At 61.5% G+C, this 12074-nt stretch carries 12 protein-coding genes; 7 read left to right on the top strand and 5 right to left on the bottom strand.

The features are described from left to right. Window positions 1-184: 184 nt before the first annotated feature. The 4 genes from trpB to ACGKZZ_RS05540 all read right to left on the bottom strand — a co-directional run bounded on the left by trpB (window position 185) and on the right by ACGKZZ_RS05540 (window position 3763). Window positions 185-1405, bottom strand: coding sequence for a tryptophan synthase subunit beta (gene trpB / locus ACGKZZ_RS05555; RefSeq protein ID WP_411222486.1), 1221 nt, complete (start codon window positions 1403-1405; stop codon window positions 185-187). 94 nt (window positions 1406-1499) lie between these two features. Beyond that, on the bottom strand, window positions 1500-2828 hold the full coding sequence (locus ACGKZZ_RS05550; RefSeq protein WP_411222485.1) for an MATE family efflux transporter: 1329 nt from the start codon (window positions 2826-2828) through the stop codon (window positions 1500-1502). Then, window positions 2821-3339: a PaaI family thioesterase gene (locus tag ACGKZZ_RS05545; RefSeq protein WP_411222484.1), complete on the bottom strand. Its 519-nt coding sequence runs from the start codon at window positions 3337-3339 to the stop codon at window positions 2821-2823. The genes ACGKZZ_RS05550 and ACGKZZ_RS05545 overlap by 8 nt, the downstream gene beginning before the upstream one ends. 1 nt (window position 3340) lies before the next feature. Further along, a complete protein-coding gene (locus tag ACGKZZ_RS05540) occupies window positions 3341-3763 on the bottom strand; it encodes a PaaI family thioesterase (RefSeq protein ID WP_411222483.1) in 423 nt (140 codons plus the stop codon). A gap of 119 nt (window positions 3764-3882) precedes the next feature. Here ACGKZZ_RS05540 and ACGKZZ_RS05535 point away from each other — a divergent pair, with 119 nt between their 5' ends. The 7 genes from ACGKZZ_RS05535 (at window position 3883) to ACGKZZ_RS05505 (ending at window position 11357) form a co-directional block, all read left to right on the top strand. After that, entirely contained in the window at window positions 3883-4254 is a 372-nt protein-coding gene (locus ACGKZZ_RS05535; protein WP_411222482.1) for a MerR family transcriptional regulator, read from the top strand. A 229-nt stretch (window positions 4255-4483) separates the two neighbouring features. After that, window positions 4484-4888 carry a MerR family transcriptional regulator gene (locus tag ACGKZZ_RS05530; protein ID WP_411222481.1) on the top strand — a complete coding sequence of 135 codons (405 nt, stop codon included), beginning with the start codon at window positions 4484-4486 and terminating at the stop codon, window positions 4886-4888. Window positions 4889-4916: 28 nt separating this feature from the next. Beyond that, complete coding sequence (locus ACGKZZ_RS05525; protein ID WP_411222480.1) at window positions 4917-6698, top strand: acyl-CoA dehydrogenase C-terminal domain-containing protein; 1782 nt, start codon at window positions 4917-4919, stop codon at window positions 6696-6698. Window positions 6699-6713: 15 nt separating this feature from the next. After that, window positions 6714-6926 carry a hypothetical protein gene (locus tag ACGKZZ_RS05520; RefSeq protein ID WP_411222479.1) on the top strand — a complete coding sequence of 71 codons (213 nt, stop codon included), beginning with the start codon at window positions 6714-6716 and terminating at the stop codon, window positions 6924-6926. A 356-nt stretch (window positions 6927-7282) separates the two neighbouring features. Continuing rightward, the gene (locus tag ACGKZZ_RS05515) at window positions 7283-7939 is read left to right on the top strand and encodes a glutathione S-transferase family protein (RefSeq protein ID WP_411222478.1); all 657 of its coding nucleotides are present in this window, start codon (window positions 7283-7285) and stop codon (window positions 7937-7939) included. Further along, window positions 7936-9147, top strand: a complete 1212-nt coding sequence (locus tag ACGKZZ_RS05510; RefSeq protein ID WP_411222477.1) for an acetyl-CoA C-acetyltransferase — start codon at window positions 7936-7938, stop codon at window positions 9145-9147. Before ACGKZZ_RS05515 ends, ACGKZZ_RS05510 begins: the two co-directional genes overlap by 4 nt. An 11-nt stretch (window positions 9148-9158) precedes the next feature. After that, on the top strand, window positions 9159-11357 hold the full coding sequence (locus ACGKZZ_RS05505) for a 3-hydroxyacyl-CoA dehydrogenase NAD-binding domain-containing protein (protein ID WP_411222476.1): 2199 nt from the start codon (window positions 9159-9161) through the stop codon (window positions 11355-11357). 69 nt (window positions 11358-11426) lie between these two features. Here the strand turns inward: ACGKZZ_RS05505 and ACGKZZ_RS05500 are convergent, their stop codons facing one another. Beyond that, window positions 11427-12071 (bottom strand): sulfotransferase family 2 domain-containing protein, encoded by a 645-nt coding sequence (locus tag ACGKZZ_RS05500; protein ID WP_411222729.1) that lies wholly within the window; start codon window positions 12069-12071, stop codon window positions 11427-11429. Between the last annotated feature and the right edge of the window lie 3 nt (window positions 12072-12074).

The following is a 12074-nucleotide window of genomic DNA, read 5'->3' as shown; positions in this document are numbered from 1 at the left end:
CGGCCCTGCGGTTCAGGGGATATTTGCCGAAGGTTTACAGGCGGCGCGATAAACGGCTGATCTAGAGGTATAAACTTTGGTTTATCGCCACCCTTGGGCAAAACAGCGCGAAACAAAAAAAGCCCCGTGCAGGGGCACGGGGCGTTTTACGTTGGAACTGGGCCTTAAGTTTAGAGCCCCGATCTCAATCCCTCTCGAATCCGAGGTGCTTGGCGACAGTGTAGATGTCCTTGTCGCCACGCCCGCACATGTTCATGCAGATGATGTGATCCTTGGGAAGGTCCGGCGCGATCTTCATCACATGCGCCAGCGCGTGGGACGGTTCGAGCGCCGGAATGATACCTTCCATCGCGCAGGACAGTTGGAATGCCTCAAGCGCCTCCTTGTCGGTGATCGACACGTATGTCGCGCGGCCAATGTCGTGCAGCCAGGCATGTTCGGGGCCGATGCCGGGATAATCCAACCCGGCGGAGATGCTGAACCCCTCGAGGATCTGGCCGTCATCGTCCTGCAACAGATATGTGCGGTTGCCATGCAGCACGCCGGGGCGGCCGCCGGTCAGGGACGCGCAATGCTCCATCTTGTCGTTGACACCCTTGCCACCCGCTTCGACGCCGATGATGTTGACCTCTTTGTCATCGAGGAACGGGTAAAACAGGCCCATCGCGTTGGAGCCGCCACCGATGGCGGCAATCAGCGTGTCGGGCAGACGGCCTTCGGCCTCTTGCATCTGTTCGCGCACTTCCTTGCCGATGATCGCCTGGAAATCGCGCACCATCGCCGGGTACGGGTGTGGTCCGGCGACGGTACCGATGCAGTAGAACGTGTCGCGCACGTTTGTCACCCAATCGCGCAGTGCATCGTTCATGGCGTCCTTGAGCGTGCCGCGCCCGGAGGTGACGGGGATCACTTCGGCCCCGAGCAGTTTCATGCGGAACACGTTGGGCTGCTGACGTTCGACGTCATGCGCGCCCATGTAGACGACGCATTTCAGGCCAAATTTGGCGCAGACGGTCGCCGTCGCGACACCGTGCTGGCCCGCGCCGGTTTCGGCGATGATGCGGGTCTTGCCCATGCGTCGGGCAAGGATGATCTGGCCCAGCACGTTGTTGATCTTGTGCGCGCCGGTGTGGTTCAACTCGTCGCGCTTCATGTAGACCTTGGCGCCGCCAAGATGCTCTGTCAGACGCTCGGCGTGGTAAAGCGGGCTGGGGCGGCCCACATAGTGCTTCCAGAGAAAGTCCATTTCCGACCAGAAGCTGTCATCGGTCTTGGCGCGCTCGTATTGCTCCTCCAACTCCAGGATGAGCGGCATCAATGTTTCGGACACAAAGCGCCCGCCGTGGATCCCAAAGCGGCCCTTCTCGTCAGGACCGGTCATGAAGCTGTTGAAAAGATCGTTCATCGCGCGCCTCTTTTTTCGAACAGGCCACAGGTAGCGGGGCGCGGCGCGTTGGGCAAGGGCAAGCGCCGCCGAAGGTGTCTGACTGACGGTTCCGTCAGGCCGCGACAGAGCGTTCGAGCGCCGGATAGCGCCAAGCGAGCGTCAGGCCGCGTGCCACGAAGGACACCAGCAATGCCGCCCAAAGGCCGTGATTGCCATACACCGGCACCAGAACCGCGACGCAGGCGGCATAGATTGCCACCGAAACGATCATCATGTTGCGCATGTCGCCAGTCCGCGTCGCGCCGATGAAGATGCCGTCGAACATGAAGGACGCCAGCGCCAGCACCGGTGCTGTCACCATCCACGGCAGAAACGCGGCGGCGGCGGAGCGGACATCGGCGTTCTTTGCCATCACCTCGATGATCCAGGGGCCGAAGATCCAGAACCCCAGCGCCAGCAGCAGCGACGCGCCGAGCCCCCAAAGGCCCGACACAATCGCCGCCCGCCGCAACGTCGGGATGGCCCGCGCACCGACCGCCTGCCCGACGATGGCCTCGGCGGAAAAGGCGAAACCGTCAAGCGCGTAGGCGGTGATGAACAGGAATTGCAGCAACACCTGATTGGCCGCCAGCGTCACGTCGCCGAAATCGGCGCCGAGGAACATGAACGACAGAAAGACGCTTTCCAGCAGCATCGAGCGGATCAGGATGTCGGAGTTGACCCGCGCCATGCGCACCAGCGCGATGCGGTCAAAGACCCGCGTCCAGTTGCGCCAGTCGGGGATGCGAAACGCCGCGCGGCAGAGGTAGAGTCCCATCGCAAGGCCGCTCCATTCGGCGAGGAACGTGGCGAACGCCACGCCATTGACGCCCCAATCGAGCCCCAGCACGAACCAGATGTTGAGCACCGCATTGACGCCGTTCATCCAGAGTTGCAGCACCAGCACCGCCCGCGTGCGTTCCTGCGCGATCAGCCAGCCGGTGATGCCGAAGACGGCGATGGCCGCGGGGGCGGACCAGATGCGGATCGACATGTAGCTTCGCGCGAGGGATTCAACCTCGTCGCTGGCGGGCGCGATCTTGAATGCCGCCCAGATGATTGGCAGTTGCAACAGGATGATGACAGCCCCGGCGCTGAACGCGATCATCAGAACGCGCGTCAGGATTGCCGCCACCTCGGCGCGGTCGCCCCGCCCCAATGCCTGCGCGGCAAGGCCGGTGGTGCCCATGCGCAAGAAGCCGAAGATCCAGTAGATCGCCGACAGGATGATGGCCCCGAGGCCCACAGCCCCGATAGGTGCCGCCTCTCCGAGTTGGCCGACCACACCCGTGTCGACCGCGCCGAGGATCGGGATGGAGACATTGGACAGAACGATCGGCAGCGCGATCGCCAGAACGCGGCGGTTCGTCACTTCGCGCGGCGCGACGGGGATGTCAGTCATTGCCGGGATCGGGCCTTGGCATCAGGAAATGCGCTGTCGCCTGCGCAAACGGGCGGTCGCGATTGTCCTGCCACGCTTCGGCCTGAACCGACGCATAGCGCCGCCCCGCGCGAGTGATCGTGGCACGCGCATACGCGTCGCGCGGCAGGCCGGAGCGCAGGTAATCGACCGTAAAGTCGATGGTCTTGGGCAGGCGCGGCAAGTTGCCTGCGGTCAGCGCATCGACGTCCAATGCGCCGCTTTCCAGATCGGCCCAGATATGCGCCCAACTGAGCGAAATCATCGCCGTCACTTCAAGAAAGGCCGAGGTCACACCGCCATGAATTGCGGGCAACATCGGGTTTCCGATCAGCTTTTCGTCGAACGACAGCAGACCGGTCAGTTCATCGCCACGCCGATCAAAGGTGATTCCTAGAAAGCGGATGTAGGGCACACCGTCCACCAGGGCGTTCAGCGCGCCATCGCGGCGCTGCTTCACCACCTGAACAGGTTCGGGGGTCTTGCGGGCCATATCAGCGCCCCTCCACAGTGAAGGCTCCGGTGGCCGTGGCCACGGGGCGGTCGGTGTCGTCATCGCTCGCGGTCGCGCGCACAAAGGCGACAGAGCGTGTGATGTGGTAGACCTCGGCCCGTGCGGTGATGGCCTGACCGGGAGTGGCGCCGCGCATGTAGTCGATGCGCAGATCAATCGTTGCTGTGCCAGCGGGCGCTTTGGGATGGCTCATCACCGCCGCTCCGCCGCAGGTGTCCATTAGCGCCGACACTGCGCCGCCGTGGATCACGCCGGTTTTTGGATCACCGATCAGCCGGGTGTCATAGGGCATGGAGATCTCTGCCATACCGTCGCCAAGCGCGGTGATTTCCATGCTCAGGGCGGTGGCGTGGGGAATGGTCTGGATGAACTGGCGGGCTATCTTGGACTTGTCGGCGCTCATGGCTGCTCCTCGGGCTGAGCCTTCCATTTACGCGCGTTCCGCCGCTCTGGCCAGTCGTGTAACTTTGGTTGCCCTTGGGGCAGCACGCTTTTATGGTCGAGCGGGGCGAGGAGGCAATCATGGCTGACCAGCGACTGAGTTTCAAAGAAATGTGCGCCAGGTTCGACGTGACGCCGCGCACCTTGCGATATTACGAGTATATCGAGTTGCTCCACCCCGAACGCGACGGCCGCGCACGCTGGTACGGCCCCCGCGAGATCGCCCGCATGACGCTGATCCTGCGGGGCCGCAAATTCGGATTCCAGCTTGAGGATATTCGCCAGTGGCTGCTGATTTACGAAAACGAAGGCACCACGGCGCAGATGAAGGCCTGGATCAAGATGGCCGACCGCCAGCTTGAAGAGCTTGACCAGCAGCGCAAGCAGTTGAACGAAGCGATCGACGAGTTGAAGTCGCTGCGCGACGGTACCGAAGCCACTCTGAAAGCCTGAAATCCGCCACTGGAAACGTAAAAATTCCAAGGCGACACTGCGCCACGGCGGGGATTGCGCCCAAAGCGCTTTGAAACAAAATGTCCGCGCGGAGCGGGTGACGTTGAATGATCTTACGTCATCGCCAAAGTGACGTGGCGTATGAGTTACGTCAACTTCATTTCCCATTGTAAGAAGACGCAAGCCTGCGCATCTCGGTGTCATCAAGGCATCGAAAAGGACATTGGACATGACCGAAACACGTACAATGACGATCAGAGAGATGTGCGACGCCTATAACGTCACACCGCGCACTCTGCGATTTTACGAAGCGAAGGAATTGCTGTTCCCGCTGCGCGACCGGCAAAAGCGGCTTTTCACCAAACGCGACCGGGCGCGGCTCAAGCTGATCCTGCGCGGCAAGCGTTTTGGCTTCAGCCTCGAGGAAATACGCCAGCTTCTGGACCTCTATGACATGGGCGATCAGCAGCAGACCCAACTCGCGCGCACCTACGAGATCGCACAGCAGCGCCTGTCCGATATGGAAGCCCAGCGCGAAGAGCTGGACCAGGCGATTGACGAATTGAAAGAACAGATGCGTTGGGGCGAGAAGATGCTCACCTCGATGGATCAGACCAAACGCGCGGCAGAATAAGCCGCACCACGTTCAAGGGAGACCCACCATGCCAAGCTACACCGCCCCCGTGAAAGACATGCAATTCGTCCTGCACGACGTTCTTGAAGCGTCAAGCCAGGATATTCCTGGCTACGACGAGCTTGACCGCGATTTCACCGCTGCGGTGATCGAGGAAGCCGGCAAACTGGCCTCGGACGTTCTGATGCCACTGAACGCTGTGGGCGACCAGGAAGGCTGTGTGCTGGAAAACGGTGTGGTCCGCACGCCCACAGGGTTCAAGGACGCGTTTGACAAGATGCGTGACGGCGGTTGGACGGCGCTTGACTGCGCGCCCGAATATGGTGGCCAGGGTTTGCCCTACATCATGCAGACCTGCTCTCAGGAGCCGTTTGTGTCGGCCAACATGGCGTTCCAGATGTATCAGGGCCTGACGCATGGCGCCTATTCGGCGATCAATACGCATGGCACCGAGGACCAGAAGCAGACCTATCTGCCGAAAATGGCCAGCTGCGAATGGACCGGCACGATGAACCTGACCGAGCCCCATTGCGGCACCGATCTGGGGCTCATGCGCACCAAGGCCGTGCAGCAGGACGATGGCAGCTTTGCCATCACCGGGCAAAAGATCTTCATCTCGGCTGGCGATCACGATTTGGCCGACAACGTCATCCACCTCGTTCTGGCGAAGATTCCGGGCGGGCCGGAGGGTATCAAGGGTGTGTCGCTGTTCATCGTGCCAAAGATCATGGTCAATGATGACGGATCGCTCGGCGCGCGCAACGGCGTCAGCGTCGGTGCGCTCGAAGAGAAGATGGGCATCCACGGCAACGCGACCTGCGTGATGAATTACGACGACGCTACCGGGTATCTTGTCGGCGAAGAGCACAAGGGCATGCGCGCGATGTTCACCATGATGAACGAAGCGCGTCTGGGTGTGGGCTTGCAAGGCTATGCGCAGGCCGAAGTCGCCTATCAAAACGCCGTGGTCTACGCCAAGGACCGGCTACAGGGCCGCGCCGTGACCGGGGCGGAAGCCCCCGACAAACCCGCCGATCCGATCATCGTTCATCCCGATATCCGCCGCAACCTGATGGACCAGAAAAGCTTTGTCGAAGGCGCACGTGCGTTCACCTATTGGGGCGCGCACCTGATCGACCGGGCGCATAAATGCAACGATGCCAAGGCCGATGGCCTGATTTCGCTGCTGACACCGGTGGTCAAGGGCTTCCTGACCGACAAGGGCTTCGAGACTGCCGTCAGCGCGCAGCAGGTTTATGGCGGGCACGGCTATATCGAGGAATGGGGCATGTCCCAATTTGCCCGCGACGCTCGGATCGCGATGATCTACGAAGGGGCCAATGGCATTCAGGCGCTCGATCTCGTGGGACGCAAGCTGGCGCAGGATGGCGGCAAGCATGTCATGGCGTTTTTCGACATGGTCAAATCGTTTGCTTCCAAAACCAAGGGGCAGGACGAGGCGTTTGACCGGGACTTCCTTGACCCGCTCAAGGCGGCGTCGAAGGATTTGCAGGCGGCGGCGATGTATTTCATGCAGAACGGCGTGAAGAACCCCAACAATGCGCTGGCTGGGTCGTATGATTTCATGCACATGTTCGGCCATGTTTGCCTTGGCTACATGTGGGCACGGATGGGACTCGCGGCGTCGAAGGCGCTGAAGGACGGTGCCTCGGACGTCGATTTCTACGAGACCAAGCTGGCCACCGGGCGCTATTACATGGCGCGTCAGCTTCCGGCGACGAAAATGCACCTCGCCCGGATCGAAACCGGGGCCGACACGGTAATGGCCCTCGAAGCGGCGCAGTTCTGAGCGACCGGAGGAGAGATGCCCAAACGCTTTCGCCTGACCCGCCGCTTTCCGGTCGCGATGACCGAGGATGGCTACCGGCGCCTCAAACGGTTTGCGGCCGAGGCGGGTCTGGACGACGGGGAGGCGCTGTCGTTCCTGTTCGAACATTTCGACAGCGTGACTGATGAAAACGCGCTGTCGCACCGGCTCAGGCTGTTCAATGCCGAGCTCGATGCGCGCAAACGCTGACGGAATGACGAGGGAGGGGGCCACAAGACTATGCGCGAACTACATCAGGCACCGGCGCAAGCGGCACCTGCGGGATGCCTCCGGCGGGAGTTTTTCTGGCAAGATGAAGAGATCGGTCCACCCCGCCGGTCGGTCTTTTCGGCACGCGCCTTGCAGACCTGTCGGCGGGGCTTCACCTTGCACATGGCTCAACTCTCCAGTCTGCGATGCATCCAAAGGGTAAACCGATTAACCTTAATGCAAGGTAAAGAAAGGCGTGAATTATTCTTCATCTTGCAAAATAAACTCCGGGGGTTCGGGGGCTGGCCCCCGATCTGCCCGCAGCCCAGGGGCGCGACCGAAAGGACATATGCACCATGACGATGCAGCTTTACTGCTTTGGTGAAAGCGGCAACGCCTACAAGGCGGCGCTGGCGCTCGAGTTGAGCGGGCTTGATTGGGAACCGGTCAAGGTGGATTTCTTTGGCGGCGAGGGGCGCACGCCCAAGTTTCGTGCCGAGTTGAACCCGATGGGGGAAGTGCCTGTTCTTGTCGATGGCGCGCAGCGGCTGTCGCAATCCGGTGTGATCCAGATGTATGTGACCGAGCTTTCAGGCAAATTCGGCGGAGCGACAAAGACAGAGGCCCGTGAGGTGATGCGCTGGATGTTCTGGGACAATCACAAGCTCAGCTCCCAGGCGGGCATGACGCGCTTTTTGATGAATTTTCTGCCCAGCGACAAACGCCCCGAAGAGGTGATCGCTTTTACCAAAGGCCGCCTGAAGGCCGCCTACACCGTGCTTGATGCACATTTGCAGACCCGTGACTGGATCGTTGGCGATGGCGTCACCAACGCCGATCTCAGCTGTTGCGGGTATCTTTTTTATCCCGAACCTTTCGGGTTCGACCGGGCCGACTGGCCCAATATCGACCGCTGGCTGACCAATATCCAAGGGCTGCCAGGCTGGAAACACCCCTATGACCTGATGCCCGGCTCCCCTGCGGACCGGGCCCAAGACGGAGATGCGACATGACCGACGCTTATATCTACGATACCTTGCGGACACCGCGCGGCAAGGGCCGCAAGGATGGCAGCTTGCACGAGGTGACATCGGTGCGCCTGTCCGCGCAGGTGCTGGACGCGGTCAAAGAGCGCAACGGGCTTGAGGGCCACGCGGTCGAGGATGTGATCTGGGGCAACGTCACGCAGGTGGGCGAACAGGGCGGCTGTCTTGCGCGCACGGCCGTTCTGGCATCGGACCTGCACGAGAGCATCCCCGGCCTCTCGATCAACCGGTTCTGCGCCTCCGGCATGGAAGCGGTGAACCTTGCTGCCAACCAGATTCAGGGCGGCGCCGGAAGCGCGTATATCGCCGGTGGGGTCGAGATGATGGGCCGTGTCGCGATGGGGAGCGACGGTGCGGCGATTGCCGTTGATCCGTCGGTCGCGATGGAGAGCTATTTCGTGCCGCAGGGCATTTCCGCAGATATCATCGCTACCGAATACGGGTTCAGCCGCGACGAGGCCGACCAACTGGCTGTCGAAAGCCAGCGCCGTGCCAAGGTGGCGTGGGATGAGGGGCGGTTTGACAAGTCGATCCTGACCGTGCGCGACCAGAACGGTTTGCCGATTCTCGATCACGACGAATACATGCGCCCCGGCACCGACATGCAGAGCCTTGGCGCGCTCAACCCCGCGTTTCAGCAGATGGGCGAGGTGATGCCCGGCTTCGATGCGATCGCGCTGATGAAGTATCCGCATCTGGAGCGGATCAACCACATTCACCACGCGGGCAATTCCTCGGGTATCGTCGACGGTGCCGCCGGTGTTCTTATCGGCAACAAGGAATTCGGCGAGAAGTGGGGCATTACCCCACGCGCGCGGATCAGGGCGACCGCGAAGATCGGGACCGATCCGACGATCATGCTGACCGGCCCGGTGCCGGTGACCGAGAAGATCCTGGCCGATAGCGGCATGAGCATTTCCGACATTGATCTCTTCGAGGTCAACGAGGCGTTTGCGGCGGTCGTCTTGCGCTTCATGCAGGCGTTCAGCGTGGACGCAGACAAGGTGAACGTCAACGGCGGTGCCATTGCGATGGGTCACCCGCTGGGCGCCACCGGCGCAATCATCATCGGCACGCTTCTGGATGAGTTGGAGCGCACCGGCAAGGGCACCGGCCTTGCGACGCTCTGCATCGCATCCGGCATGGGTGCCGCCACTATCATCGAACGGGTGTGAGGAACGACGACATGACCGATTTCACAATGAAGACTGATGCCGATGGCGTTGCAATCATCACCTGGGACGTGCCCGGCAAGTCGATGAACGTGATGACGCGGGAGTCGATGGTCGTGCTGAACGGCCTGATCGACGACGCGCTGGCGGATGATGCCGTCAAAGGCATCGTCATCACCTCCGGCAAGGCGGATTTCGCCGGTGGCATGGACCTGAACGTTCTGGCCTCGATCCGCGCCGAAGCGGGGGATGATCCGGCGCAGGCGCTGTTCGATTTCACGATGAACGGCCACCACATGCTGCGCAAGATCGAGCGTGCGGGAATGGACCCCAAGACGCTCAAGGGCGGCAAGCCGATTGCAGCCGCCCTGCCCGGCACGGCGCTCGGCATCGGGCTGGAGTTGCCGCTGGCGACGCACCGCATCTTTGCCGCCGACAATCCGAAGGCCAAGATCGGCCTGCCCGAGATCATGGTGGGCATCTTCCCCGGTGCCGGCGGCACGACGCGGCTGGTGCGCAAGATGGGGGCGATGGCGGCCTCGCCCTTCCTGCTGGAAGGCAAGCTGTCTGATCCGAAGAAGGCCAAGGCGGCGGGCATCATCGACGAGGTGGTGGATGATCCGGTTGCCGCCGCCAAGGAATGGGTGTTGAACGCCAAGGACGCCGATTTGGTGAAGCCGTGGGATGCCAAGGGCTACAAGATGCCCGGCGGCGCGCCATATCACCCGGCGGGCTTCATGACGTTTGTGGGCGCAAGCGCGATGGTCAACGGCAAGACCAAGGGTGTCTTTCCGGCGGCCAAGGCGTTGCTGTCGGCGGTCTATGAGGGCGCTTTGGTGCCGTTTGACACCGCTCTCAAGATCGAGGCGCGGTGGTTCACGCATGTGCTGCTGAACCCGTCCTCCAGCGCGATGATCCGGTCACTGTTCATCAACAAACAGGCGTTGGAAAAGGGTGCAGTGCGGCCCGAGGGCGTGCAGGACCAGTCGGTCAAAAAGGTTGGCGTCTTAGGTGCAGGCATGATGGGTGCGGGTATTGCCTTGGTGTCGGCGCAGGCCGGGATCGAAGTTGTGCTGCTGGATCGCGAACAGGCGGCGGCGGACAAGGGCAAGGCGTATTCGGCGGATTACGCGGCCAAGGGCGTGAGCCGCAAGAAGATCACGCAGGACAAGGCCGATGCCATGCTGGCGCGGATCACCGCAACCACCGACTATGGCGATCTCAAGGGCTGTGATCTGATCGTGGAAGCGGTGTTCGAGGACCCCAAGATCAAGGCCGAGGTCACGGCAGAGGTCGAGAAAGTTGTTGGTGAGGAGTGTATCTTCGCGACCAACACCTCGACCCTGCCGATCACCGAACTGGCCAAGGCCAGCAAACGACCCGAGCAATATATCGGCATTCATTTCTTCTCTCCGGTCGAGAAGATGATGTTAGTCGAGATCATCAAGGGCAAGGCAACCGGCGACCGCGCGGTGGCCAAGGCGCTCGATTTCGTGCGCCAGATCCGCAAGACGCCCATTGTGGTGAACGACGCGCGGTTCTTCTATGCCAACCGCTGCATCATTCCCTATATCAACGAAGGTATCCGCATGGTGAAGGAGGGTGTCGCCCCTGCCATGATCGAGAATGCCGCCAAACTGGTGGGGATGCCGCTCGGTCCGTTGCAACTGGTCGATGAAACCTCGATTGATCTGGGTGCCAAGATCGCGCGCGCGACCCGCGCGGCGATGGGTGATGCCTATCCTGACGGCGAAGTGGACGAGGTGATCTTCTGGATGGAAAAGCAAGGACGTCTGGGCCGCAAGACCAAGGCTGGGTTCTATGACTACGACGACAAGGGCAAGCGGGGCGATCTGTCCGATGTGCTCAAGGCGCAGTATCCGCAATCGGGCGACCACCCTGATCTCGTGGATGTGCAGCATCGCCTGTTGTTTGCACAATCGCTTGAAGCGGTGCGGGCGCTGGAGGACGGCGTGTTGATGGACATCCGCGAAGGTGATGTCGGCGCGATCTTGGGATGGGGCTTTGCGCCGTGGTCCGGCGGGCCGTTTTCGTGGCTCGATATGTTGGGCGCGGAATATGCGGCCGCCCGATGCGACGAGCTGACCGAAGCCTATGGGAGCCGCTTTGCCTGCCCCGACCTGCTGCGCGAGATGGCGTCAAAAGGTCAGAGCTTTTACGGGCGATTTGGCGAAAAGGCGAAAGCGGCGTAAACGCTTTCTTCAGCTATCTGCGATCTAACGTCGTCCGGGCAATTCGGGCGGCGTTTTATGTTGCAGCGTTTAAAACCGATACTGGAACTGGTCGATATCCTTGGCGCATATCTGCGCCACGGCCTCGGCCGACGCGTCGCAATAGGCGGAGCGGTAGTCGCGTGGCCGGTCGGACCTGTTCGCGTGCGGCAGGCCGACGGTAAAGCCCAGGTGTTCCGCAAGTGGCACGAGGTCATCTTCCAGATGCTCCAGCCGGATAAAGAGGTTGGCGCGGTTTTTCCCCAAAACGTCCTGCACATAGCTGCTGAAAGGCGCGGCGCGCAGGGTTTTGGCTGTATGTTCGTGTTGGACAAACTGCTTGAATGGCGCGGTCTGCGCGAGGGTGACGGCAGGATGCGCGAACTGTTGGGTGCGCAGCCAGTGGTAATAGCTGACCATCCTGTCCCACGGGTTTCGCACCATTGTGAAGACGTACATGCGGCGCATGTCCTCGGGCGTCAGCACGCCGTCGATATCCGTCAGCGTGCTGTGTTTCCACAGTCGCCCGCGTGCAGACAGCCGGTCGAGCCGCGCCTTTCGCCGCTGCGCTTTGGGCGTGTCGCCGATCAGAATGTCATCGCGATGCGCGCGCCGTTCCAGCGCCAGCGCCATGGAGGTGCCGCCTGTCTTTGGAATGTGGACAAAGATGAACCGTCGACCGGGCGAAATGATCATGCG

This window comes from Marivita sp. S2033, from assembly GCF_046592965.1.
In the GTDB taxonomy this organism is placed as follows: Bacteria; Pseudomonadota; Alphaproteobacteria; order Rhodobacterales; family Rhodobacteraceae; genus Marivita.
Note: the sequence above shows the minus strand (reverse complement) of the source record. Positions and strands in the feature narration are given on the sequence as shown.